Source organism: Pseudochrobactrum saccharolyticum, assembly GCF_008801715.1.
GTDB classification, from domain to species: Bacteria; Pseudomonadota; Alphaproteobacteria; order Rhizobiales; family Rhizobiaceae; genus Pseudochrobactrum; species Pseudochrobactrum saccharolyticum.
Genome location: NZ_VZPG01000004.1, coordinates 226,814 through 253,311, shown reverse-complemented (window position 1 = coordinate 253,311; position 26,498 = coordinate 226,814). Strand labels below are relative to the sequence as shown.

General features: G+C 52.3%; 19 protein-coding genes and 3 pseudogenes. 11 read left to right on the top strand and 11 right to left on the bottom strand.

All coding sequences use genetic code 11. The features are described from left to right. Window positions 1-16 precede the first annotated feature (16 nt). On the bottom strand, window positions 17-1,234 hold the full coding sequence (locus F7P81_RS13420; protein WP_151159880.1) for a multidrug effflux MFS transporter: 1,218 nt from the start codon (window positions 1,232-1,234) through the stop codon (window positions 17-19). A 472-nt stretch (window positions 1,235-1,706) separates the two neighbouring features. Between F7P81_RS13420 and F7P81_RS13415 the strand changes: the two genes are divergently transcribed. From F7P81_RS13415 to F7P81_RS13405, 3 genes are all read left to right on the top strand, one after another. Beyond that, the gene (locus F7P81_RS13415; RefSeq protein WP_022711392.1) at window positions 1,707-2,303 is read left to right on the top strand and encodes an SspB family protein; all 597 of its coding nucleotides are present in this window, start codon (window positions 1,707-1,709) and stop codon (window positions 2,301-2,303) included. Window positions 2,304-2,376: 73 nt separating this feature from the next. Continuing rightward, complete coding sequence (locus tag F7P81_RS13410; RefSeq protein ID WP_151159879.1) at window positions 2,377-2,586, top strand: DUF4169 family protein; 210 nt, start codon at window positions 2,377-2,379, stop codon at window positions 2,584-2,586. Continuing rightward, a complete protein-coding gene (locus F7P81_RS13405) occupies window positions 2,583-2,855 on the top strand; it encodes a ribbon-helix-helix domain-containing protein (RefSeq protein WP_151159877.1) in 273 nt (90 codons plus the stop codon). Before F7P81_RS13410 ends, F7P81_RS13405 begins: the two co-directional genes overlap by 4 nt. 39 nt (window positions 2,856-2,894) lie before the next feature. On the opposite strand, the gene F7P81_RS13400 is transcribed toward F7P81_RS13405, so the two are convergent. After that, window positions 2,895-6,758 (bottom strand): AsmA family protein, encoded by a 3,864-nt coding sequence (locus tag F7P81_RS13400; RefSeq protein ID WP_151159875.1) that lies wholly within the window; start codon window positions 6,756-6,758, stop codon window positions 2,895-2,897. A 279-nt stretch (window positions 6,759-7,037) separates the two neighbouring features. On the opposite strand from F7P81_RS13400, the gene F7P81_RS13395 reads away from it, so the two are divergent. From F7P81_RS13395 to F7P81_RS13385, 4 genes and pseudogenes are all read left to right on the top strand, one after another. After that, window positions 7,038-8,114, top strand: coding sequence for a serine/threonine protein kinase (locus F7P81_RS13395; protein WP_028233748.1), 1,077 nt, complete (start codon window positions 7,038-7,040; stop codon window positions 8,112-8,114). A 118-nt stretch (window positions 8,115-8,232) separates the two neighbouring features. Further along, a pseudogene (locus F7P81_RS17295) lies at window positions 8,233-9,091 on the top strand (ATP-dependent helicase); the annotation flags it as partial. 77 nt (window positions 9,092-9,168) lie between these two features. After that, window positions 9,169-10,848: pseudogene (locus tag F7P81_RS17290) on the top strand (3'-5' exonuclease); the annotation flags it as partial. Between the two features lie 190 nt (window positions 10,849-11,038). Further along, window positions 11,039-12,415: a dicarboxylate/amino acid:cation symporter gene (locus F7P81_RS13385; RefSeq protein ID WP_151159871.1), complete on the top strand. Its 1,377-nt coding sequence runs from the start codon at window positions 11,039-11,041 to the stop codon at window positions 12,413-12,415. Between the two features lie 34 nt (window positions 12,416-12,449). On the opposite strand, the gene F7P81_RS13380 is transcribed toward F7P81_RS13385, so the two are convergent. The 3 genes and pseudogenes from F7P81_RS13380 to F7P81_RS13370 all read right to left on the bottom strand — a co-directional run bounded on the left by F7P81_RS13380 (window position 12,450) and on the right by F7P81_RS13370 (window position 15,215). Then, window positions 12,450-13,811 (bottom strand): Nramp family divalent metal transporter, encoded by a 1,362-nt coding sequence (locus F7P81_RS13380; RefSeq protein WP_151159869.1) that lies wholly within the window; start codon window positions 13,809-13,811, stop codon window positions 12,450-12,452. A 210-nt stretch (window positions 13,812-14,021) separates the two neighbouring features. After that, window positions 14,022-14,453 (bottom strand): annotated as a pseudogene (locus F7P81_RS13375) (CreA family protein); the annotation flags it as partial. Between the two features lie 114 nt (window positions 14,454-14,567). Next, a complete protein-coding gene (locus F7P81_RS13370) occupies window positions 14,568-15,215 on the bottom strand; it encodes a DapH/DapD/GlmU-related protein (RefSeq protein WP_151159867.1) in 648 nt (215 codons plus the stop codon). 159 nt (window positions 15,216-15,374) lie between these two features. On the opposite strand from F7P81_RS13370, the gene F7P81_RS17240 reads away from it, so the two are divergent. The 4 genes from F7P81_RS17240 (at window position 15,375) to F7P81_RS13355 (ending at window position 18,950) form a co-directional block, all read left to right on the top strand. Continuing rightward, window positions 15,375-15,503 (top strand): hypothetical protein, encoded by a 129-nt coding sequence (locus F7P81_RS17240; RefSeq protein ID WP_255560626.1) that lies wholly within the window; start codon window positions 15,375-15,377, stop codon window positions 15,501-15,503. Between the two features lie 11 nt (window positions 15,504-15,514). Next, complete coding sequence (locus F7P81_RS13365; protein WP_022711382.1) at window positions 15,515-16,102, top strand: SCO family protein; 588 nt, start codon at window positions 15,515-15,517, stop codon at window positions 16,100-16,102. Window positions 16,103-16,208: 106 nt separating this feature from the next. After that, window positions 16,209-17,087, top strand: coding sequence for a 50S ribosomal protein L11 methyltransferase (locus tag F7P81_RS13360; protein WP_151159858.1), 879 nt, complete (start codon window positions 16,209-16,211; stop codon window positions 17,085-17,087). A gap of 39 nt (window positions 17,088-17,126) precedes the next feature. Next, window positions 17,127-18,950, top strand: coding sequence for an aminopeptidase P family protein (locus tag F7P81_RS13355; protein ID WP_151159856.1), 1,824 nt, complete (start codon window positions 17,127-17,129; stop codon window positions 18,948-18,950). Window positions 18,951-19,019: 69 nt separating this feature from the next. Here F7P81_RS13355 and F7P81_RS13350 read toward each other — a convergent pair whose 3' ends face one another. The 6 genes from F7P81_RS13350 to lpxC all read right to left on the bottom strand — a co-directional run bounded on the left by F7P81_RS13350 (window position 19,020) and on the right by lpxC (window position 26,369). Next, on the bottom strand, window positions 19,020-19,319 hold the full coding sequence (locus F7P81_RS13350) for an AzlD family protein (RefSeq protein WP_022711379.1): 300 nt from the start codon (window positions 19,317-19,319) through the stop codon (window positions 19,020-19,022). Beyond that, complete coding sequence (locus tag F7P81_RS13345; RefSeq protein WP_225688488.1) at window positions 19,319-20,107, bottom strand: AzlC family ABC transporter permease; 789 nt, start codon at window positions 20,105-20,107, stop codon at window positions 19,319-19,321. Before F7P81_RS13345 ends, F7P81_RS13350 begins: the two co-directional genes overlap by 1 nt. A 165-nt stretch (window positions 20,108-20,272) precedes the next feature. After that, entirely contained in the window at window positions 20,273-22,426 is a 2,154-nt protein-coding gene (gene ligA / locus F7P81_RS13340) for an NAD-dependent DNA ligase LigA (RefSeq protein ID WP_151159854.1), read from the bottom strand. A gap of 70 nt (window positions 22,427-22,496) precedes the next feature. Then, complete coding sequence (gene recN, locus F7P81_RS13335; protein ID WP_151159853.1) at window positions 22,497-24,176, bottom strand: DNA repair protein RecN; 1,680 nt, start codon at window positions 24,174-24,176, stop codon at window positions 22,497-22,499. A 119-nt stretch (window positions 24,177-24,295) separates the two neighbouring features. Continuing rightward, window positions 24,296-25,132: an outer membrane protein assembly factor BamD gene (locus tag F7P81_RS13330; RefSeq protein ID WP_051139041.1), complete on the bottom strand. Its 837-nt coding sequence runs from the start codon at window positions 25,130-25,132 to the stop codon at window positions 24,296-24,298. A gap of 385 nt (window positions 25,133-25,517) precedes the next feature. Next, entirely contained in the window at window positions 25,518-26,369 is an 852-nt protein-coding gene (gene lpxC / locus F7P81_RS13325) for a UDP-3-O-acyl-N-acetylglucosamine deacetylase (protein WP_246176126.1), read from the bottom strand. Between the last annotated feature and the right edge of the window lie 129 nt (window positions 26,370-26,498).

The window sequence follows — 26,498 nt, the reverse complement described above, 5'->3', positions numbered from 1 at the left end:
GCCCTATTTTAGTCACTCAGTGAATTTCAGTCACATGCGATGACGGCTTTTTAAGCCCGTGCCGCATGATGGTCAGATAGGTCAGTACCCAGCCGGAAAAACCGCAAAGCGCAATGGCGACCAGCATCGGCAAAACATTCCCTGTCATAATGAATGAGCTGAGCCCCATAGCAGCCGCTGCGACCAGCAATTGCAATGTACCGAGCAAAGCTGCTGCCGTTCCGGCAATCTCGCCATGATCATCCAGTGCCAGCACACTGGTGCCCGGCAATACCAGTCCGAGAAAACCATTGCCGATAAACAGGAAAGTCATAATCATCCACAGGCTCTGTGTGAGGAATATGGCTGCAAGAACCATGATAACCATCGTCACCAGATAGCCGGTTACCGCATAGGAAACGACCTTACCCAGCCCGTAACGGCTCGCCAACATGCCATTGAGCTGCGACACACCGAAAAACGAGATAGCATTGAGTGAGAACACCAGCGAATATTCGCGCGGGGTCAGACCGTATTTCTCAATGAAGATGAAGGATGAATTGGCGATATAGACAAAGAATGCGGCCATGCAGAAGCCGCCGATACAGGTCAGGCCGATAAATTTGCTGTCGCGTATCAGAAAAGCATAGCCGCGCAATGCGCGCCCTACCCCGCCGGAAATACGCTGTTCAACGGGACGCGTCTCTTCCTGTGCGAAAAAGACCAGCGCAAGACCGAGAATGGCCGCCAGCAGAACAGCCCAGAACACACCGCGCCAGCTAAAATCTTCAATGATGAAACTGCCGGTCAAAGGTGCCAGAATTGGTGAAATCGAAAAAACCAGCATCAGCATCGACATCAGCCGTGCCGCATCCACACCGGTATAGAGATCGCGGACAATCGCGCGCGGCACAACCATACCCGCACTCGCCCCCACACCCTGAATAAAGCGGAAGAAAATCAGCATCTCGATATTGGTCGCCATTGCCGAACCGACACTGCCCGCAGCAAAGAGTGCAAGCCCCAGATAAAGCGGCAGTTTACGACCGTAAATATCCGAAAACGGCCCGCAAAACATTTGCATCAAAGCCGTCGCCAGAAAGAACACCATCAGGCTCATCTGCACGGCGGCATCATTGGCGTGTAAATCTTTGGCAATTGTCGGCAGTGCCGGCAAATACATATCAATAGCGAACGGCCCGATAGCCGAAATAAAACCGAGCACAAGAGCTGTGCGGTACAAACGAGCGGACATGCGTTTAACTTTCAGAAGCGCAATAAAAATGAAGACAGATTATTTCTCCGCCTCTGCGCAGAGATCATTATCCACGAGATAAATCAGCCGCTTGTCATCGCATTCGGATTTGTCACATCATCCGGACTGACGGGAGCGCAAAAATAGAAGTGAAGCGGAAAATGGTCAACCGTCAATTTCAGCCGATTTATCCTGTAACACACGGATCTGAACGGCAATTATTTGAGAAAGTTCTTTCACCTTTCATTACAGCGGTATATTGATAAATGAGACAGGGTTGCAGCATTTTTCTCGCACAAGTGATAAAAGCTGCTGTATCAATCCATCAGATTATATTGTCTCGGCCAGAATGACCGGCGCATTTCATTTCAACGGAAATGCCCTGATCCTTGATTATCAATTGATCATACGGCAATGCTGACTTAGACAACATATATGACAACACTCCTCGAATCCGCGGGATAAGGATTTAATGGTTCAGGATCTTATCCGTTACGATATTCTTGCTCAGGATGCGCTGCGCGGCGTTATCCGCAAAGTGCTCATGGAAGTGAACAAGGCCGGTCTGCCCGGCAATCACCACTTCTTCATCACCTTTCTGACAGAGGCACCGGGCGTTCGCATTTCATCTCGTTTGAAGGAAAAATATCCTGAACAGATGACAATTGTTATGCAGCACCAGTATTGGGACCTGGTGGTTACCGAGCAGTTTTTTGAAGTCGGTCTTTCCTTTGGTGAAATCGCCGAAAAGCTGGTCATTCCGTTCTCCGCAATCCGCGGCTTCTACGATCCGTCAGTGAATTTCGAACTGGAATTTGATGTGTCTGTTGCGCTGCCGACCGGTGACAATGACACGGATGATCTGGAAATCGTATCGGAACTGCGCCTGCAGGATGATGCGGAAGAAGATGAAACAGAAGCACCGGCCAAGCCTGCTAAAAAGCCAGCCAAAAAGGCTGACCGCAGCAAGACAACGGCCAAGGAAGACAGCAGCGAAACTACAGATAAGGAAGAGGCTCCGAAGCCTTCTGCCGATGTTGTATCGCTGGATGCTTTCCGCAAAAAATAAACAGATGCAATATTCCGGCCGGCAGCGGCCGGAATATATTCATGAGAATATTCTATTTTGAGAGGGCATAGTCATGAGTGACATTATCAATCTCAAACAATTCAAAAAACGCAAAGCCCGTGCGACGAAAGAAGTTGAAGCGGATGCCAATCGCATCCTGTTCGGTCGTACCAAAGCGGAAAAATCTTTCGATAAAAATCAGAACGATAAGCAAGTCCGGTTCCTTGACCAGAACAGGCTGGAACCACGCAGCTCCGTCTCATCTGCTGATGAAAAAGAATGAGCAATAAAACTGCCCGTCAGCCATTGAGCACAGCAGCACGCAGCAAAGCACGGTTGCGCAAACATTCGATCACATTGCACGGCCATGCCACCAGCTTCTCGCTCGAAGATGCATTTTATGACATCATCGTGCAGATTGCAGCGCAGAACGGTCAGTCGCTGGCTTCACTCATTGCCATGATTGATGATGAACGCGACCGCAACAGCAATCTGTCTTCCAGCCTGCGCCTCTATGCGCTGGATTGGGTGCTAAGCATCAAAGCACCTTAATAGCTGCGACATGCTCTAAACCCCAAACCGGCGGTAGTTTTACTGTAACTGCGTTTCAGGCAGAGTTTGCAGAAACTCATCAAGGCTTGGTTTGAAATCAGGCGCGGTATTTGGCTGCTGCGGTGTTTCCTGCGGAAGTGTTGTTCCTGCACCCGCAGCTTCTTCCGCACGTCTGCGCAAAGCTTCTTCAGCTTCAATACGCTCGCGTTTGCGGGCTTCTGCTTTCGCAGTATAATAATCAGCCTCGCGCTTCAGGCGCTGCTTTTCAATAATCAAAGCCTGTGCCGCCTCTACCCGCTGTTGTTCGCGCAACAAGCCGCGCTGGGTCAAGAACTGCACCATCGGCTGATAATCGAACTGCAATTGTGGCTGCTGCCATCCGCCGGAAACCGTGAACTGCAATTGCGGGGTTACATCATTCCGCTCATGCTGCGGCAACACCAGATCCAGCCGCCCGCTGCCGCCCCAGAGAAAGCGGTTCAGGTCAAACTGCAAATCCGCCTGCACTATGGCTCTTTCATTCTCTGCCTTAACAGACGGCGCACGGATAATCCCTCCGGCAAGCGATAACGGAGCCTGAATCCGGGCAGTGCTTATTTGTCCGTCCTGCGTCAGGCTTTTCGACAATTTACCGCGCTCGGCTTCGGCCTGTTTCGGCTCAACCTGAGAGAGAGCCGTATCCGACAATTCATCGGAACGTCGCAACAAATCCGGTAAAGCTGTGAGGTTAAATCCTGCAATAACAGGCTGCTCAACAGTCACGGCCCCCTCACCGGCCAGAGAATGCACCAGATCAGCCATCGACTTGCCGCTGCCCGTAAAGCCCAGCTTGATATCGCTAGCACCGCTCACTGGCGGCTGCATATTTTCCGGCTGATAGAGCACCTGCATATCCCCGCCGGAAAGACGCAAATCCCCGTTGGTGAGCAAGGTTCCATTGGCGTTGTTCAGCTCCAGTTTGCCGGATAATTTGCCCTTAGCCCACTCTCCGCCAATATCACTAAGCTGTAATTGCTGGTCGTTTTTGATGATACGAGCAGAGAAATCACTGAATGTCGCTGCATCCGTCAGCGCAGCCTGTGCGGCACTCACTTTCAAATCCATACCCAGCGGAAGATTGGTTCTGTTACCAAAGCCGGTTTCAGACCAGCTTCGGCCGTCAGCGCCGGTGATATCTGCAACCGACAGACCGCTCATCGCCGCAAATAATGCAGCCAGATCAAAACGCTCCAGCTTTATTTCGCCGCGTAATTGTGCAACCGACTGATCGCTGAGCGATCCGTCCAGTCTGGCGCTGACAGTCTCATTATCCAGTTTGCCCTGCAAATTCGGCAGCCGGACGATATTTTTCCCGAACTGAAAATCGCTGACGATATCCACCGGCAGACCTGAGCCAAAGCCACGACCAAATGGCAGGGCATAACCGGCGGTGGCCAGAAACGGCTCGAGATCATCGCTTTTCAGCACGGCTTTACCGCTGGCCGTCAGCTCATCACCGGTCAGCGTAATCACACCATCAAGACGGGCATTGCCATCATCGCCGCTGATTTCCAGCGCGGTTTTCATACCGGCAACCGGCGCACCCTGCGCCTGCAGATTAATCTCCGCCTCTCCCATCAGTCCCAGCGGCACAACAGGCAGACCGAGCAGTGCCAAGGCGGCTTCACCTGAAGCGGCTTTGGCATTGGCCGTCAGCGATAATTGCATCGGCTCGGAACCGGCCAGTGTCCCTTTTGAGGATCCGGCAACAGACAGGATCAGCGCGCCGCTCTGACCATTCAGGCTGAAAGAAAACTCGGCAATATCGGATTTTGCACCATCGGCCGGATTGCTCCCCGCTTTGACACGACTGCCCCGCGCTTTGGTATCTTTTGTTTCCGTTTTCTCGGTTCCGGCATCGTCAGTTTTCTGCGCATGCGCTCCGTCCCCGAACAGGTTAACCGCATTCACAAGCAGATCGAGCTTGGTGCCGGAGAACAAATCCGGATAGGCATTGGCTCTGGCGGAAAGCGCAGAAATAAGAGGCTCACGCGGGAAAGCTGCATCGAGCTGACGCAAGACAGGGCTGAGATCATCGGCCAGAATTGTCGCATCAAGTGACGCATTGACCGAATTATCAAACGGCCGCAATGATCCGGTTGCAGAAACGGTTGCGCCTTCCAAACCACTGACCAGCAGCTTGTCAAAATCCAGCTTGCCATTGCTCAGACGAAATGCAGTATCCAGCTGTTCCGCTTCCAGCCCTGCAAATTTAACGGGGCCTGCCTTTAGATTGACCGTCAAGTTTTCACCGGCAAGTGCCGAAAGATCACCTTCACGCAGGAACATGCCGCTCAGCAACTGCATTGTACCTGCATCCAGAGCTTTACCCTGAATATTCAGGACCGAAGATGCCGCGCGGCTTTCCCCGCCGCTGCGTTCAAAACTACCCTGCAGAACGGTTTCGCCCAGCACAATTTCCAGATCATCGACACGCTGGGCATCTTTATTCAGATTAATCTTGCCGGAAAATCCGGCGGCAGGAACCTGCCCCGCCAGCGCTTTGCCGCTATCACCGGACAACCATGAAGCAAATCCGGCAGGCTGGCGCGAAGCCAGCAGGAAACTGCCGTCAAAACCGAAATTTGCCCCGAGCTGCAATTTGCCCTTGGCCTCAATCTGGGTACGCCCCGGAAGATCAGCCTGTAACTGACTGATATTCCATGAATCCTTGTCCGGTTCAGCACGGATAATCACAGAGCGAATGGTTGTGCCGCTTGCCACAATAGCTGGCAGTCGCAGATCAATATTGCCCGGAATATCCGGCACCGGTACACGCTCCAGCAATGTCTGCAAGAAATCAATTTTCTGCCGGAAAGACATAACCGGCTGCGTCGGTGCAACAGTCTCATCTTTGAGGCTGACATCCGGCTTCATCCCGTCAAGATAGACCTGCTGGCCATCTGCACTAATCATGAAATGCGGGTTCTCAGCCAGATCAAGCTGTGCCTTACCATTAATCACATAAGGAGCATCGGCATCGCCCTGCTCCATCCGGAATTCTTCAATATTGAAGCCGCTGTTCTGTGCTTCGAATTTTCCGGTCAGCCGCAACTTATCAAGGGTAACGGCAGAGGTAATACCCTGTTTTTTCCGCTCTTCATCGCTTAAGGTAAGAAAGGAAAACTGCCCTTTATAAACAGGCTTGCCGTCAGCAACCGTTACATCACCTTCTGTATCCAGCGTCAGCGGCAGATCAGAAGGACGCAGGCCGATGCGCAAACGCAGCGGATTGTCCCGCTTTTTCTCGGCAGTATTGATATCAACATTGAAAACCTGCCCGTCGGCCTGCAATGTGCCGTTGATACGCCACGGCCCCATCAAACTGTCCGCAGACAGGGTGGCGTTGATGGACTGCAATTCCTGGCGACGCCCGCGCACTTCATCCTGCAGCGTTATTTGCCCGTCGCGTAAAGTCAGCTTTTCCAGCTTTATTCTGGAGCCGGCCAGATCACTGTTTTCCGGTAAAACCCAGTTGAGCTGTCCCTGCTTGTCCAGCCCTGCAAAAAGATGCGGTTTTTCCATCCGCATATCAAAGATCAGAATTTCACCGCGCAAGAAGGGCATTAATTCCGCATCCATGGAAAACTGATCCATGGTCAGGGCACTCTGACCGTTTTTCCCTTCAACGCGCACATCGGAAAAAGTAACGGACGGAAACGGAAAAAGCCGTGCTTTTGCTGTCCCGTTCACATGCACCGGCCTGCCTAAAATCCGGCTGGCCTCCAGTTCAAAACGGTCGCGATAGCCTGTCCAGTCGATAAAAGGCGGTACGACCAGCGCCAAAGTCAGCACCAGTACCAGCAAACCACCAATAGCAACGAACAAACGCCCCAAAGTCTCACTCCGGCTGAGTACAGCCATCTGCTAACAAAACTGCTTTGCAGTCATTGTCATTTATGAATCACATTTCAGCGCGCACCATAGCGGCTCGCAGCCTGCGACAACAAGGTAATTTCACCATGACAAAGGCTGTATGCACCTGAATAGAGCCGTAAACTCGTGCCCAAAGATACGGACACGGCTTGATCCTCTGGTATCTAACCGCTACAGCTGTCACATGACAGCCAATATCATTTTGTTTTCATATCTTCGGCCGCTTACGCTTCACACCCGAATTGACTTTATATCTGTGACATTATCATGAATTATTCAACGTCCGAGACCAATTCCCAACTTATGGAAACCATTCCTGATTTCTATGAGACTGCCGTTTTCAAGCGGGATATTTTCTCGGAAACCCGTGCAGGCTATTTTGTCGGCGAGCCGGAAACCCGTATCATCCGCCGCGTTGTCAGCGCAGCTCCGTGGTGGTCAAGCCCGCTGGCATGGTGGCTGGCCCGCCGTGAAATCCGCGGCCTCAAAAAAGTGCGCGGCATCAAAGGCACACCGCAGCTTCTGGCAACAGACAAACACGGCTTGTTCCGCACATGGACAGACGGCACGCCGCTGCATCTGGCACGCCCGTCCCATCGTGAATGGTATTTGTCTGCCCATCGTATTCTGCGCGACATGCGCCGCATGGGCGTTACCCATAATGATCTGCAAAAGCCGCAAAACTGGCTGATGACGCCGGAAGGCGAAGCCGCTGTGATCGACTTCCAGCTGGCTTCCGTGCATCGCCGCCGTGGCGCCTATTACCGTCTGATGGCCTATGAGGATTTCCGCCACCTCATCAAACAGAAGCGCAATTTCGCACCTGATCTGATGACACCAACGGAAAAGCGCATTCTGGCACGCCGCTCGCTACCGTCACGTATCTGGCTGGCAACGGGCAAAAAAGTCTATAATTTTGTTACGCGCGGCATTTTCAACTGGTCTGACGGTGAAGGTACGGGTGACCGTATTGATAATGAAGGTCCGGCAATTATTGCGGCACTGAAATCCGACCCACGCGTGAAAGATGTATCTCTGAGCCTCTATTCCCTGCCTGCAAAAGGTGTGGGGATTTATGCTTTTGTTGAAACACTGAATGCGGACGAAAAGTCACTGCGTGCACGCCTTAAAGGTTATAAAGTCGAACTGATCCAGCCGGTTGCCCATTTACCGCGCCGTGAGGACGGCACTGTGCGGGAAGATATCCTGCGCCTTGTTGCTATGAACCAAATGACAGAACTGGACGATCTTCTGCTGCGCGAGCCGGATATGCGCCCGCTGGTGGAAGCGCTCGCCGCGCATCGTCTCAATTTCACGGATCGCCGTATCACGCAGATGGAATAGGATTTTCCAGCCTGTAAATTTTAAAAAAACGCAACGAATGAAGTGCCTGTAAGCTCTGCAGGTACTTTATTTGTTCTGGTCTATGGCGTTTCGCTTAAGAATCATTACATTCGGAACTATGTCAGACTTTCCAGACGATATTCCCTTCTTCGGGGAGCCGGATGTACCGGCTACACCTAAACCGCAATCTGGTCCAAAAGCCGGGATTGCCGCGCGGGCTATGCAGGCGCGCAACCAGCAACGCGGTGAACCAGATTATCTGCAAGGGCTAAACCCTGAGCAGCGGCAGGCGGTCGAAACGACTGAAGGGCCGGTTCTGGTTCTGGCCGGTGCGGGCACCGGCAAAACCCGTGTTCTGACCACGCGTATTGCGCATATTATTCAGCAGGGGCTGGCATTCCCAAGCCAGATCCTTGCAGTGACTTTTACCAATAAAGCCGCACGCGAGATGAAAGAGCGTATCGGCCATCTTCTTGGCGGTGCGGTTGAAGGTATGCCATGGCTCGGTACTTTCCACTCTATCGGGGTGAAGATGCTGCGCCGTCACGCGGAACTGGCCGGACTGCGCTCTGACTTTACCATTCTTGATACGGACGATGTGATCCGCCTGCTCAAGCAGCTTATTCAGGCTGAAGGGCTGGATGACAAACGCTGGACGCCGCGTTCTTTCTCGATGATGATCGATGGCTGGAAGAATAAAGGCTATGGCCCGTCTGAAATTTCGGAGGGTGATGCCCGTGCTTTTGCCAATGGCAAAGGACGTGAACTTTATTATGCCTATCAGGAACGGCTGAAAACGCTGAATGCCTGTGATTTCGGTGATCTTCTGCTGCATCCGATCCGGATTTTCCGCAAACATCCGGACATCCTGCGCGAATATCACACGAAATTCCGTTATATTCTGGTGGATGAGTATCAGGATACCAACACCGCACAATATATGTGGCTGAGACTGCTGGCGCAAAGACCTAGCTCTAACGCAAACACCCAATCAGCATCAACACAACCACATAGCACTCCCAACGCGACCGACTGGTCGTCCGAGCCTATGCGAGGCCCTCACGGAGCCGGTGAGCATAGCGAACTCGGCGTGAGTGCAAAAAAATCAACACAACAGATTAACATCTGTTGTGTTGGCGATGATGATCAGTCGATCTATGGCTGGCGCGGGGCTGAAGTCGACAATATTCTGCGCTTTGACAAGGATTTTCCGGGCGCGACGATTATCCGTCTTGAGCGCAATTACCGCTCCACGCCGCATATTCTGGGCGCGGCTTCCTATCTGATCGCCCATAATGAAGGGCGCTTTGGCAAAACACTGCTGCCGCAGGCTGCGAGTGAAGATGACCAAAAGGTGCATGTACATGCGGCTTGGGACTCAGAGGAAGAAGCCCGTGCTGTCGGTGAAGAGATAGAACAGGCGCAGCGTCGCGGTCATCTGCTCAATGATATGGCTATTCTGGTGCGTGCCTCGTTCCAGATGCGTGAGTTTGAAGACCGTTTCGTAACACTCGGCCTGAATTACCGCGTTATCGGCGGCCCGCGCTTCTATGAGCGTCAGGAAATCCGTGATGCAATGGCTTATTTCCGCGTTGTTGCCCAGCCTGCCGATGATCTGGCCTTTGAGCGTATCGTCAACACGCCGAAACGCGGCCTTGGTGAAGCCAGCCTGCGTTTGGTGCATGATTATGCACGCGCAAAAAATATGCCGATGCTGCAGGCCGCGGAAGATCTGATTGCCACGGAAGAACTGAAACCAAAAGCCCGCTCGGCACTGCGTGAAGTGGTCGAGAACTTCCGTCGCTGGCAGGGACTGCTGGATAACAAGTCCCATACAGAACTGGCCGAGATCATTCTCGATGAATCCGGCTATACGGCGATGTGGCAGAATGACCGCTCTGCTGAGGCTCCGGGTCGTCTGGAAAACCTCAAAGAACTCATCCGCTCCATGGAAGAATATGAAAGCCTGCGCGGCTTTCTCGAACATGTGGCGCTGGTGATGGATACGGAACAGAATGAAGGCATGGATGCTGTCAGCATCATGACCCTTCACTCGGCCAAAGGGCTTGAATTTCAAACTGTGTTCTTACCGGGCTGGGAAGAAGGCCTGTTCCCGCATCAGCGTGCGCTGGATGAAGGCGGTCGCTCAGGGCTGGAAGAAGAACGTCGTCTGGCCTATGTCGGCCTGACCCGCGCCAAGAAAAATCTGCATATCTGGTTTGTGTCCAACCGCCGTATTCATGGCATGTGGCAAACTACTATTCCGTCCCGCTTTCTGGAAGAATTGCCGGAAGAGCATGTGGATATTGCGGAATCTGACAGTTCCTATGGCGGTGGTTATGGCCAGTCACGCTTTGATGCCGTGGGACGCGGTGATCCATTTGCCAATTCCTATTCCACACCGGGTTGGCAGCGGGCGCAGCAAAACCGCTCTGATGCCACGCGCAACAATTGGGGCTCCCGCTCCGGTGCCAATGTCGAGCGCATCGGTTATGGCGAAACAGATTCCGGCTTCGGTGCCGGTCGCGGTTCAGTCAAAGGCAAAGTGATTGACGGCGAGCTGGTGGCAAAATCCGTTTCCTCAACGCCGTCAGACTTTAAGGTCGGCGACCGTGTTTTCCATATGAAATTCGGCAACGGCAATGTCGCCTCAATTGACGGCAACAAACTGACCATCGACTTTGACCATGCCGGACAAAAACGCGTCATCGACAGCTTTGTGAAACGGGTATAAAAATCTGCTGACGCTTGAGTTTAGAAATAATATTCTAACATTGATATGTATGATAGTATAACTTCATCAAGGTGCTACGCAACGCAGCATAACATTGCTTAACCGAGCCATGAATCTCCGTTAAATTTCGAACCAACGAGCGAAGGAGCAAATTTGCCCCTTCGCTTCACTTGTTTTGAAAGAAAAATTCATGTCCGTCGCTCATGTGAAAAAATCTTCTGCGCAGGCCAAGCCACTCTATCTGAATTTCGGTTTTCAGGTATTGACGGCGATGGTTATCGGCCTGCTGCTCGGTCTCGTTGCCCGTAATATGGGGCCAGATATCAACGGCAATGCCAACTGGCTGTCTGTCACCCTGCAGACAATCGGCTCGATCTTTGTGCAAATGCTGCGTGCGCTTGTGCCGCCACTGGTTTTCACCGCGATTGTGGCCTCTATCGCCAATCTGGCTGCGCTTAACAATGCCGCCAAACTGGTCTGGCAGACCCTGCTGTGGTTCGCCATCACATCCTTTATCGCTGTGCTGATCGGTATTGCGCTGGGTCTGATTATTCAGCCGGGCATCGGCTCCGATGTTGCCGCAGAAGCCGCCAAAGCGCCAGCCTCTTCCGGCTCATGGCTCGACTTCCTTAAAGGTCTGGTGCCTGCCAATATGCTCGGCCTTGAAGCCAGCACCAAACTTGGCAAAGATGCTGCCGCCACTTCGCTCAATTTCAACGTGCTGCAAATCCTCGTTATCGCCATTACTTTCGGCGTTGCAGCTCTGAAAGCCGGTGATGCTGCCAAGCCTTTCCTCGCCTTCAACCAGTCTTTGCTCGTTGTGGTGCGTAAAATTCTGTGGTGGGTTATCCGCCTCACCCCGCTCGGCACCATAGGTCTGCTTGGCCGTGCTGTTGCGCAATATGGCTGGGAAACACTGGTTCAGCTCAGCTGGTATGCCGCAGCCGTCTATATCGGTCTGGCAATCGTGCTGTTCGTGGTCTATCCGGCAATCCTGATCTTCCACGGCCTGAAACCATCCCGTTTCTTTGCCGGTGCATGGCCTGCAATCCAGCTGGCTTTCGTGTCCCGCTCTTCTGTTGGCACGCTGCCGGTAACTGAAGCCGTGACCGAGCGTAATCTGGGTGTGCCGCGTGAATATGCAGCTTTTGCTGTGCCTCTTGGCGCCACCACTAAAATGGACGGTTGTGCTGCAATCTATCCGGCGATCTCGGCGATCTTTATCGCTCAATATTTCGGCCTGCCGCTCGGCCTTCAGGAATATGTGCTGATCGCATTTGTCTCGGTACTGGGTTCGGCTGCAACTGCCGGCCTCACCGGTGCGGTGGTGATGCTCACCCTCACACTCTCCACCCTCGGCCTGCCGCTGGAAGGTGTCGGCCTGTTGCTGGCGATTGACCCTATCCTCGATATGGGACGTACCGCTGTTAACGTTGCCGGTCAGGCACTGGTACCGGCCGTTGTTGCCAAGCGCGAAGGTATTCTTGATGAAGCTGTCTATAACAGCGAAAAGAATATCGACGATATCGATCCGTCACATCTGACAGCGCAAGGCGTTGCTGCTTAAAACAAAAAAGCCGGAGAAAACTCCGGCTTTTTTATTATCCGCCTGTCACCACATCATAGATCAGTTTCAGGTTCAGCACGATCACGATCAGCGCCACAATCCATGCCGCCCCTGTCAGCCATAAAGGCGCACGCAGAGCACCCATCTTTTGGCGGTCTGATGTAAACAAGATCAGCGGCACAATGGCGAATGGCAGCTGCAAACTCAGCACCACCTGACTGAGGATCAGCAGATTGGCAGTACCTTTATTGCCGTAGAGCATCGTCACAATAATCGCCGGTATAATAGCAATACCGCGTGTTATCAGCCGTCGCAGCCATGGCCGGATGCGGAAATTGATAAAACCTTCCATCACGATCTGCCCCGCCAGTGTCGCCGTTACTGTCGAGTTCAATCCCGCACAGAGCAGCGCAACACCAAACAGGATTGGTGCCAGCGTGCTGCCGAGCAGAGGCGCGATCAGGGCTTCCGCCTGCTCAATCTCCACCACATCAGTACGTCCAACCTTGTGAAAAGTTGCAGCTGCCAGAATAAGAATAGACGCATTGACGGCCAGAGCCAGCATCAGCGCAATTGTGGAATCCCATGTCGAATAGGTAATAGCCTCGCGTTTTTCCTCTAAGTTACCGCCATATTTACGCGTTTGCACAATGCCTGAATGCAAATACAGATTATGCGGCATCACCGTTGCGCCAATAATCCCCAGCGACAGATACAGCATTTCCGGATTGGTCACGATTTCAGTGGTTGGTGCAAAGCCACGGATTACAGCGCCCCAATCGGGATCAGCCAGCGCAATCTGCACCAGAAAACACAAAGCAATAATGCAAAGCAAAACCAGCACATAGGCTTCAATCCAGCGGAAACCCTTGCTCTGCATATATAGCACGACAAAAACATCGAGCGCGGTCAGCAACACACCGAGTTCCAGCGGCATACCAAACAGCAGATTAAGGGCAATCGCCGTGCCGATCACTTCGGCAAGGTCGGTGGCACAGATCGCAATCTCCGCGCCGATCCATAAGAACCATGCCATCGCCGGAGAATAAGCATCGCGGCAGGCCTGCGCCAGATCGCGCCCCGTCGCCACAGCCAGACGCGTGCAAAGCGATTGCAACAGAATAGCCATGATGTTGGAAACCAGCGCCACAACCAGCAGCGTATAGCCAAAGCGCGAACCACCGGCGATAGACGTCGCCCAGTTGCCGGGATCCATATAGCCGACTGCCACCAGATAGCCCGGCCCTGCAAAGGCGGCAAATTTTCTCCACCGCGTGCCATGACGCGGAACTGCAATGGAACCATTGACCTCAGCCAGCGATTTCGCTGCCGGTTCCTGACGCCATACGCCGGAATTGTCAGCACTTTCTGCCAGTGGAAATTCATTTTTCTTCATGAAAAATCTTCGCGCACAAATGATAATGAAACTCATTTGCAACTAAATGCCTGATTTTTCCTGTCGTCAAGAAAAAACAATTCCCCGTATCGTAACAGGGAAATACAGGCATAAAAAATGCAGCTTAGAGCGCCGTGCGCCCCATTGGGCGCACAAAGGTCGCTCTAACACTTAAAAATTACGCTTCAGAACCGGCATTTAAAAAAGCGCTTATTGCGGCTTACCTTTTTCCCACATCACATCCCCGCGATAAAGCGGCACGGTTGAGAGCGATGTTTTGGCAGAACCATCCTGCACCTGTGAGGCATGTGCCAGATAAATCAGCGTATTATTGGTCTGGTCATAAATGCGGGTAATCACCAGCTTCTTCCAGATCAGGCTGGTGCGCTCGGAAAATACCCGCTCACCGCCTTTGCCCAACTTGATATCTCCGATGGTAATCGGCCCTGTCTGCTCACAGGAAATCGACGCATTGGACGGATCTTCAAACCAGTTCCCCTTCTGCAGCCGGTCGATCATACCACGCGAGAATGATGCCAGATGGCAGGTCACACCCTGTACTTTCGGATCGCTGACCGCATCAATCACAATATCATTGCCGAGCCAGTCCACACCAACTTTGCCGATTTCCTCCGCCTGCACCATGCTCAAGCTTGTCAAAGGAGACAAGGCCAGCATTGCACCCAGAGCTGTAACGGTCAGAAATTGCTTCATAAACATCTCCTGCATTCAGATTTGAATCAAATATGGAGTGACTTACGCATCCCCCGCCAAAGGCAGCCACTTATCGAGAAAAGCATTAATCTCCATGGTCTGAATATCCGGTAAGGCTTTGTAGATCAGCTCCACCGGCCAGTCCCACCATGCACTCTGCAACAGGCGCTCAACCGTCTTTTCATCAAAACGCGGTCGCAGAATTTTTGCAGGCACACCGGCAACAATCATATAGGGTGGCACATCTTTAGAAACCACTGCATTTGCGCCGATCACCGCACCGGTGCCGATGCTCACACCTGGCAAAATCACCGCACCATGACCAATCCAGACATCATTACCGATCGTCACCCGTCTTGAGGAACGGTGTGCACGGTAATCCATATCCACGCCGATATTGCGGAAATATTCATTCGGCCGGTAGGTCATTTTATGCATGGTCAGGCGCTGCATCGGATGTTCCAGCGCATTGATCCGCACATTGGAAGCAATGGAGCAGAAATGGCCTATTTCGGCATAAATCCCCTCGCCGTTGCGCTCCAGATAGGTGAAATTACCGATCTGCACATCACGCAGGATCACCCGCTCGGCGATTTCGGTATATTGTCCGAGTTTAACGGATTTCAGCTGTGCGCTCGGATGAATTTTCGGCTGCACATCACGCGAAAACTGCAAAACATCCTCACTCATCACGTTTTATTCCTGCATAAGTTTAATTTCAAAAATTTCTGAAATTTCATAAAAAATGGGAAAATCACACAGACAGCCTTTGCCAAACTGCCACAAGCCAGCTATAACATTATTATGACGACAGCTGATAGACAGGCCAACGGACACGAGAGCAGAAAATTGCTTTGGATTAGCGGCGTGGTATTAATCACCGCTCTGGCCGCTGGTGCTTTGTTTGCAGGCTGGATGAATTACAGCGACACCATATTCATGACCATGCTCATGGATGGTATTTCATGGTGCTTCTGAGGATCTGATTTATGCGTAAATATCTTCCCGTTCTGGTGCTGTTTGTTGCTGCCTTCACAATCGGCATTGTCGGCTTTCAGGCCTATCGTGACAAACAAATGGCCTCCGGCGAAGAGAGCCCTTATGGCGGCGCGTTCAAACTTGTCTCTATGAATGGCAGTGAGATCACCGATCAGTCTCTGCGCGGCAATCCTTCAGTCGTGTTTTTCGGCTATACCCATTGTCCGGTTGTCTGCCCGACCACCCTCTTCGATCTCGACAGCTGGCTGAAAGAGCTCGGCCCTGAAGGCGCGGCTATTCGCGGCTATATGGTCACTGTTGATCCTGAGCGTGACACACCGGAATATATTCAGAAATACATTACCAATGTCTCCGACCGTATCACCGGTATTACCGGTGATCCGAAGGACATTGCTGCGATGCTGAAATCCTATAATATCTACGCCAAGAAAGTTGATGAAGACGGCGAGAATTACACGATGGATCACACCGCATCTATCCTGCTTCTCGACAAGAACGGCCGTCTGCGCTCAACCATCGCCTATGGCGAACCGTCAGAAACAGCAATTTCCAAGCTGAAACGTCTGGCAGCAGGCTGATTATAGCGGATAGCATTCGCATCTGACTAAGCTTCGTGATAGAGCAGTTTTCCTGAGTAAGGAAACTGCTCTATTCTTTTTTATAACTCCAATTCAGAGACCCCACATGGCACAGTACCGCTTATATCTCACACGGGACAAAGATCAGGCTGAGCAGATTTTCGATCTGCTGGAACCGGTATTTGAAGAAGACGGTCTGCCGCTGGCCAATACTGAAATTGATGAAGACAAGCAGATTTATGAAATCTCGCTTTATACCGAAGACAAAGCCGGAGCCGATGAAGCCCTGCCGCGCATGGCCGCTTGTCTGGGTCTAAAGCCGGAAGAAATCGGCGTGGAAGAACTGCCGGATATTGACTGGGTTCTGCATTCTCTCGAAGGTCTGAAGCCTGTTCGCGCCGGTCGCTTCTTTGTTCACGGCTCCCATGACCGCGACAAGCTGCAGGACGGCGATATCGGCATTGAGATTGACGCGGGTCTTGCTTTCGGTACCGGTCATCACGGCACTACCGCCAGCTGCCTTGAGATGATCGAAGAAATTGTTGCGCTTGAAGAGCCTAAGAATGTGCTTGATCTCGGCACCGGCAGTGCGGTTCTGGCCATTGCAGTTGCCAAGCTGCGCGATATTCCGGTTCTGGCTACCGACATAGATCCTGTTGCCGTTGATGTGGCGCAGGAAAATGTGGAGAAGAACGGCGCGGATAAATGGGTTTCCACCCTCACCGCCACCGGCTTTGACAATCCGGAAATGCAGACACGTGCGCCATTTGATCTGATCGTTGCCAATATTCTTGCCAATCCGCTGATTGAACTGGCAAGCGAGATGCGCGCCCATGTGAAAGATAATGGCTCGCTGATCCTCTCCGGCATTCTGGAAACCCAGCGCGACAGCGTGATTGCAGCTTATGAAGCAGCAGGCATCGAGCATCACAAAACTATTTACAAAGAAAGCTGGGTTGCTCTTCACCTCAAGCCAAAGCTCTGATTATAATGAGGGTCTAACCTTTTTCAGGATCAGAATCTCATGTTTCAGAACTTTGAAGTCAGCAGCAATCCGGCAACCGGTGCGCCGCGTGTAGCCAAATTGCGCGAGGAACTAAACCGTCTGCAACTGGACGGTTTTCTTGTGCCACGCGCCGATGAGCATCAGGGCGAATATGTGCCGTTGCGTGCTCAGCGCCTTGGCTGGCTGACAGGCTTCACCGGTTCTGCCGGTGCAGCGCTGATCCTGAAGAATAAAGCCTATGTCTTTGTTGACGGACGCTACACATTGCAGGTGCGCACTCAAACCGATCCGGCCGTGTTTGACATTGAAAGTCTGGTCGACAATCCGCCTGCCTCATGGCTGGAGAAAAACGGCAAAGGTCTGGTCATCGGCTTTGATCCGTGGCTGCATACAATTGCAGAAACTCGCGCGCTGAAAGCTGCCCTTGAAGCACAGGGCGGCCAGCTCGTGCCAGTGCAGGACAATCTGGTTGATCTGGTCTGGACTGACCAGCCTGCCGCCCCACTGGAACCAGTGACTATTCAGCCGCTGCAATATGCCGGTCAGGAGCCACGTGCCAAACTGAATTGTTTGAGTGAAGCAGTTGAGAAAAGCGGTGCTTCAGCCACTATTCTGACAGACCCCGCCTCCATCGCATGGGCGTTCAATATTCGCGGCCGCGATGTCAGCAATACACCACTGCCTTTGAGCTTTGCACTGATTGCGGCTGACGGCCAGCACATTCTGTTCATTGATAAGCGTAAGCTGCCGATTGAAACCGAAGCCTATCTGACGCAGCTGACCAAAATCACTGCGCCAAATCTGATGGAAAACACGCTGGCTCAACTGGCAGGTGAAGGTGCAAGCTTCATGCTTGATCCTGCACTGGCTGCGGAAAAGCTGCGCATGATCATCACGCAGGCCAATGGCACTGTGATTGAAGGCACCGACCCTGCCCGCCTGCCACGTGCAATGAAGAACAAAGCCGAACTGGATGGCTCCCGTGCTGCGCATGAGCGTGACGGCGTGGCAATGGTCAAGTTTTTCTCATGGCTCGATAGCCAGCCTGCCGGCAGCGTGGACGAAATCAGCGCCGCTCAGCAGCTGGAAGAAAGCCGTCGCACAGTCGGCGAAATGTTCCAGAAGCCTCTGGAAGACCTGTCTTTTGACAGTATCTCCGGCGCAGGGTCTGATGGCGCAATCATCCATTACCGCGTCAATACCGATACCAATCGCAAGCTCAAAGATGGCGAGCTTTATCTGATTGATTCCGGTGCGCAATATCGTGACGGCACTACGGATATCACCCGTACCGTGGCGATTGGTGAAGTCTCTGCTTTTGAGAAGAAGACTTTCACGCTGGTGCTGAAAGGCGTAATCGCACTGTCACGCCTGCGTTTTCCTGTCGGCACACGCGGTCAGGATATTGATGCCTTTGCGCGTGCCGCTCTCTGGCAGCATGGCTATGACTATGCACATGGCACCGGCCACGGCGTTGGTTCCTATCTCGCCGTGCATGAAGGGCCGCAGAGCATTTCCAAACGCGGTGCACAGGAACTCAAAACCGGTATGATCCTGTCCAATGAGCCGGGCTATTATCGTCCGGGCGAATTCGGCATCCGTATTGAAAACCTGATTATCGTCAAAGAGCCGCAAGCAATTGATGGCGGCGATATCGCAATGCATGAGTTTGAAACACTGACTTTCTGCCCGATTGACCGTCGCCTCATCGATGTTTCATTGCTCAATGCGGATGAACTGGCATGGCTCAATGATTATCATGCACAGACACGCGACAAGCTTCTGCCGCATTGCTCGGAAGATGAAAAGAGCTGGCTGATTGCAGCGACCGAAGCCCTGTAAAGCTTTGCCATACAGAAATAAAAAAACCGGCGATTTTGCCGGTTTTTTATTATCAATATCATACCGATCTCAGAACGGCATATATTGGCGCAGCAGCACAATCAGCACACCACCAAAAATACAGAGCGGAATAATACCGATGCGGAATGCCGCCAATGTGCAGAGCACCATGGTCAGAAACTCTTTCCAGCCAGCATTGAAAGCAGCCGGAGCAACAAGCGTTGTCAGCACTGCCGCAGGCACGGCATTGAGGCCGGCCTCAACGCGATAATGCACACGCTCAAACTGCGAAAGAATGAGATGCCCGCCGATACGGGTGATATAGGTCAGCACAGCCGCGCCAAAAATAATCCAAACAGTTGAAGACATTACTGCACGTCCTTCACAGTTTTCACCGGTTCATCATCCAGCGTAATCACGGTTTCACGACCAGACAGCGGCTTGGCAATCACAACAGCCATGACAATACCGCCGATTGCACCAACGGTGACATGCCACGGCGAGCCGATCCAGAAATAAGCAGCAACGGAAGTCACGGAACTCGCCGCAACAATCGGGAACCAGTTTGTACGGGAGCGAAAGCCCATCACCAGACCGAGGAAGTAAATTGGCAGCAGCATATCAAGACCGATGGCTTTCGGATCACCGATCATCCCGCCGAAAGTCGCACCAATATAAGCTTCAATTACCCATGACAGATAAAGCGGAATGGCCAGCCCCATATACCAGACAAAGGTAATCGGCTTTTTCTGCTCCGCCTGCTTTTCGCTTTCCGCATATTGAACATCGGTCAGGAAAAAGAAGGCCACAATCTGCTGCAACGGCGTGAAATGCTTAATCAACCGTCCTGTGCCTGCAGAATAGAGCACATGGCGGAAATTCACCGCGAAAATCGACAGCAGGATCATCCATGGTGCAACATGTTTGCCAAACAGCTCCATACCCACCAGCTGGCTGGCACCGGCAAACAGTGCCGCGCTCATCCATACCGATTCACTGACATTCAGGCCGTTATCAACGGCAACAACACCAAACAAAATGCCAAAAGGCGCGACCGCCGCCATAACCGGCCCGCCGCGTCTTGCACCATCCCAGAATTGTGCAAGTTTACCTGTCTGGGTACCAGACAGGATTTTTGGATTACATCCATCCATCATCATTACCAGTATTTTTCAAACGCGCCTTAAAGCCCGCGTTTACATTTGAGGAATGGACTAAAGCAGAAAACTGCTCTCCGTTCCCACACTGGTTATGAATAGGCTGATGCATAAAACCAATCAAGTGCAGGGCAGACACACCTGCCCTGTCATAAAAGGTAATATTTAATCCGCACCAACAAGCGTAAACCACGCATCTTCGTCGATCACCTCAATGCCCAGCTCCGCAGCTTTGGTGAGTTTTGAGCCTGCCCCCGGCCCTGCAACCACCAGATCTGTCTTTTTTGAAACCGAACCCGCTGCTTTTGCGCCATAGCGCTCCGCCATGGTCTTGGCTTCATCACGCGACATGCGCACCAGCGATCCAGTGAAAACGATGGTTTTACCGGCAACCGGTGAGCCACTCACGATTTCGTGAACTTCATCCAGCGGTATTACCTCTGCCAGCAAGACGCTAAGCACTTCTGTGTTATGCGGCTCCTGATAAAAGTCCACAATCGCTTCAGCAACAATTGTGCCGATGCCTTCCACATCCGTCAGCTCGCGCCATGCATCATTGCCCTTGTCGCCCTTATCCTGCGGCACCAGAGCGGCCTGTGCCACTTCTGCCAGCTTAGCATAAGAACCAAAGGCGCGTGCCAGTTTCTTGGCATTGACCTCACCGACATGGCGGATACCAAGCCCGAACAGAAAACGGCTGAGCGCAATCTCACGCCGCTCATTAATCGCGGCATAGAGTTTCTTCACCGATGTCGCACCGAAACCTTCAATATTTTCCAGCTTCTTCAGCGGTGATGCAGCTTGCCGCTTTTCCAGCGTGAAAATATCTGCCGGTGTGCGAATTTTTAAACTTTCATCTTCGGCATTGAAGAAGAATTCAACCTGCTTTTCGCCCAAGCCTTCAATGTCGAAAGCATTACGCGAAACGAAATGGCGGATACGCTCAACTGCCTGCGCCTCGCAGATCAGACCACCGGTGCAACGGCGCACCGCCTCACCTTCTTCACGCACCGTATGGCTGCCGCAGATAGGGCAAAGACGCGGGAATTCATAAGCCACGCTCTCCGCAGGACGTTTATCCGCAACAATATCCACGATCTGCGGGATCACATCACCGGCACGCTGAATTATGACGGTATCGCCGACGCGGATATCACGCCCTTCACGCAACGCATTGCCCTTCTGGTCAAATCCGCGAATATAATCCTCATTATGCAGCGTGGCATTGGTCACCACCACGCCCCCGACAGTGATCGGCTCCAGACGCGCAACAGGCGTCAGCGCACCGGTACGGCCGACCTGAATATCAATGCCTTTGAGAATGGTAAAAGCACGCTCTGCCGGAAATTTATGGGCAATTGCCCAGCGCGGGCTGCGCGAGATAAAACCAAGGCGCTGCTGCAAGGCCAGATCGTCAATTTTATAAACCACGCCATCAATGTCATAACCGAGGGTGGCACGCTGTTCTTCAATCGCATGATAGTGAGCAACAAGTTCCGGCACACTCTCAAAACGGCGCATCAGCGGATTGATGGTGAAACCATAGGATTTGAACTTTTCCACCATGCCCATTTGCGTAGTGGCAGGCATTTCGCTCACCTCCCCCCATGCATAGGCGAAAAAACGCAACACACGGCTGGCGGTGATTTTACTATCCAACTGGCGCAGCGATCCTGCTGCCGCATTGCGCGGATTGGCAAAAACCGGTTTACCGTCTTTTTCCTGTTTTTCATTGAGCGCCGCAAAATCGGCATGGCTCATATAGACTTCGCCGCGCACTTCCAGCACGTCCGGCGCATCGACTTTCAGCACCTGCGGAATATCGGCAATCGTGCGCGCATTATTGGTAACATTCTCGCCTACAGAGCCATCGCCGCGTGTCGCAGCACTGACCAGCCGCCCCTGCTCATAACGCAGTGAGAGCGACAAGCCATCAATCTTCGGCTCTGCGGTTATACCGAGCGGGCTGCCCGGAAAGAGCTTGAGAAAACGGTAAATACGCCCGACAAATTCACCCACATCCTCATCACTGAACGCATTATCCAGCGACAGCATCGGCACATTATGGGTGATTTTGGAGAATTTCTCCGAAACCGCCGCGCCGACTTTCAGCGACGGCGAATCTTCGCGGATCAAATGCGGAAAACGTTGCTCAATTGCCTGATTGCGGCGACGCAGAGCATCATATTCCGCATCAGAGATTGTCGGCGCATCCTGCGTATTATAGAGAAAATCATGCTCAGCGATGGTTTTAGCCAGCAATTCAAGCTCAGCTGCGGCCTGTTCTTCGCTCAAATTTTCAACGCTGATTTCACTCATATTCAACCCGTCTCCGTTTACGGATTCAATATAACACAGGTGATGAAAATCAAACGCTCAAGACTGATTTTTATGCAGTCAGAGCACCGTTTTCCCGCAGCAAGCGCTCGGCAGCAGCACGGGCTTCATCAGTCACACTGGCACCGGCGAGCATACGCGCTATTTCTTCCTGACGCTCGGCCACTTCCATCGTGCGGATAGAGGTGCGCATCTGTTCGCTCTCGCCTTGCGCCTTGGCGATCAGGAAATGCGTTGTTGCACGGGCAGCAACCTGCGGCGCATGGGTGACAGACAGTACCTGCACATTGGAGGACAGCCGTGCAAGACGCTGACCAATCGCATCGGCCACTGCACCGCCCACGCCCGTATCAATTTCGTCGAATACCAGTGTTGGTGCCGAGCCGCGATCAGCAAGAGCAACTTTGAGCGCCAGCAGGAAACGGGACAATTCACCGCCTGAGGCCACTTTCATCATTGGCCCTGCGCGTGTTCCCGGATTGGTACGCACCCAATATTCAACAATATCAATACCTTCAGCACTGCGATTTTCCGCATCGGTTTCGATATTGACGATAAATTCCGCACGTTCCAGCTTCAAAGCCGGCAATTCCTGCATCACAGCCTGCGTCAGCGATTGTGCAACCTTTACACGCTCTGCTGACAATGCAGACGCCGCCGCATCGTAGATTGCACGGTTTTCCTGAGCCTGCTTCTCCAGCTGCTCCAGCTTTTCCGCACCGGCATCAAGATCCTGCAAATCCGCATCCATCTTGTCGCGCAATGCAGCCAGATTGGCCACCGGCACAGAGAATTTGCGTGAAGCTGCACGCAGCGCAAAAAGACGCTCTTCCACTGTCTCCAGCACACGCGGATCAAAATCAATCTCGCGCATTGCCGTATCAATACCGCTCTGCGCATCACCTAGGCGATCCAGCGCCTCGTCAATCGCTTTAATCACCGGCTCCAGCAGATGCGGTGCTTCCGGCATTTTGCGCTCAAGACGGCGCACCAATGCGGCCAAAGTCGGCACCGGCGATTCATGACCGGACAACAGGTCATTGGCTTCGCTGACATCTGTCGCGATCTTCTCGGACTTCATCATGATAGAGCGCTTTTCAGCCAGCTCATCTTCTTCGTCTTCTTGCGGATTGAGCTTATCTAGCTCTTCAGCCGAGGCACGCAGATAATCCGCCTCACGCGCTGCGGCTTCCACCTTGGCGCGATGCTTGACCAGATCACTCTCACTGTCACGCCATTGCTTATACAAGCGACGCAGCTGCAAAGTCTGCCCGTCCAGCCCGCCAAATGCATCCAGCAATGTGCGATGCAAATCTGTGTCGATCAGCGCACGATCATCATGCTGACCGTGGATTTCCACCAGATGACGACCGAGTTCACGCAACAAACCAACGCTTGCCGCCTGATCATTGATGAAAACACGCGAACGGCCGTCACTATTCTGCACACGGCGCAGAATAATGTCGCCGTCATCATTGATTTCATTATCTTTGAGGAAATTACGGGCGGGATGATTGATGCCGACATCAAACACCGCCGTCACCTGCCCCTGCTCCGCACCATGGCGCACGAGGGAAGCATCGCCTCTGGCACCAAGCGCCAGAGACAAACTGTCGAGCAAAATAGATTTACCCGCACCGGTTTCACCGGTGAGGACAGACAGACCTTTTTGAAACTCGATATCGAGTTTCTCAATCAGGACAATATCGCGGATCGACAGTTGCGCTAGCATGGCTGCCTTTTATAGCATTTTACAGTCAAATGGCCACATTGGGCATCGTATAAATGCGGGGAAACAATAAGGCAGAGCAAGCTGAAATTATCTTGTAATCACAACTTGCTCTATTTTCATTAAGCGCCGCCCGTGATGAGCGAAGATGCTTTGGAAAGCCACGAACCGGTGTTTTCACGCGGCTCAAGACCACCACCCTGCAAGAGCTTATAGGAATCTTTATACCAAGGGCTGTCCGGGAAGTTCTTACCCAGAACCGCAGCAGCAGTCTGCGCTTCAGAGGTCAGCCCCAGTGCAAAATAAGCCTCGGTCAGACGAGCCAGCGCTTCTTCCACCTGACGGGTGTTGGAATATTCCTCAACCACATTGCGGAAACGCTTGATCGCGCCGAGATATTCCTTGCGCTCAAGATAGTAACGGCCAACCTGCATATCCTTACCGGCGAGCTGGTCGCGGGCAAAACGGATCTTGGTCTTGGCGTCTTCAACATATTCCGATTTCGGGAAACGATCGACAACTTCCTGCATCGCAGCAATCGCACGGCGGCTTGCCGCCTGATCGCGCGTTACATCCGGAATCTGACGGAAATAGCTCAGGCCGATAATGTAATAGGCATAAGCGGATTCATCCGAAGTCGGATAAAGCGTGTTGTAGCGCTTAGCCATTGAAATGGCTTCTTCATAATTACCTTTGCGGTAATTGGTGAATGCGGACATCACCAGCGATTTACGCGCATATTCTGTGTAAGGATGCTGACGGTCAACAGCGGCGAATTTCTTCGACGCTTCGTCCAGACGTCCGGCTTCGAGATTGGCAAGACCTTCATTATAAAGCTTGTCAGCCGGATCAATGCTCTCGACATATTTGGACAGGTCAACATCTTTGTCACCGGAGGCACAACCTGCAAGCGCCATTGTCAGCACGACAGCACTGGTCGCCATAGCCAGCTTGGTCATTTTACGAATTTGAGAACCCTCAGCACCAGTAATATTGGCTGCAGTATCTGGGAATTTAGAAATCGTCATGCTGTCTCCGGTGTTTCGGCAACACAAATCATGGGCAAATCATTCCTGTGTCAGAGGGTTCATAAACCATAGCTGAGAACAATCGGCAATGTTAATACAAGTTTATTCGCACTGCTTCGAGACTGCAATGCCTGCCAGACACGACTTTTTCAACCCGTACAGTCATAAAACAGCAAAATCTCTTACAAACCGCCATCACACTGCATGTGTTCGCGGCTCAATTAAGGCTGACAGAACAGACTCTCAAAGAATCATTGAGTAATTTGTCCTGATTATCATTTATAGTTGCGCGCTGTGTTCTTCAGATAACAAAAACTCAGCTTTTCATCTGGAAATGATCCGGTTTTTCCAGCAATGTCTTCACCAGAAGCGCGTTCAGCTTATGACCGCCGCGATAGGAGCGGAACAGGCCACGAAACGGATGACCTGCCAACGCCAGATCACCAACAGAATCCAGCAATTTATGACGCACGAATTCGTTCGGATAGTGCAGCCCGTCAGGATTAAGCACCTCACCCTCATCGCCGATAGCAATGGAATTTTCCAGCGACGAGCCAAGCGCCAGCCCCATGGAGCGCAGCTTTTCTACATCGCGCATAAAACCGAAAGTGCGTGCTTTAGCGATTTCACGCTCAAAAACATCCGCATCAAGATCAAAGCTGAAAGACTGACGGCCGATAGAGGCGACAGGAAAATCAATTTCCACCTCATAGCGGGTGCCGTTATGCGGTATAAACTCTGCCCAGTTCTGTCCGTCTTCAACACGCACGGGTTTCAAAATAGTCAGATACTGACGCGGGGCATCCTGCTTCACTAATCCGGCCTTGCGGAATGCACTGATAAACTCAGCCGAACCGCCACCGAGGATCGGCACTTCAGGGCCGTCAATTGCAATGGTCAGATTATCAATGCCAAGCGCTGCAATCGCTGCCATCAAATGTTCAATCGTGCTGACACCAAAATCAGCTGAACCGATGGACGTATTCAGCGTTGTCGAACCAAGCGAGGCAGACAATGCAGGAATGCTCTCACGCCGCCCTTCGCTATTGTGACGAATAAAAACAATACCGTGGTTCACAGGCGCCAAACTGATATCCAGCGTAACAGGTTTGCCGCCATGCACACCAAATCCCGAGAGCGGGAATGATCTGGCTATTGTTTGCTGCATAGTTTTCATAACAATCCTGTTTCCTGTCTTATCTGCCAGTTTCATATAGGACGCACAGCCTCAAGGCTCAATCTTGTTTCCCGATAAAACACCAGCCTTAAAACAAAAAAACACCGCGTCCCTGATGAG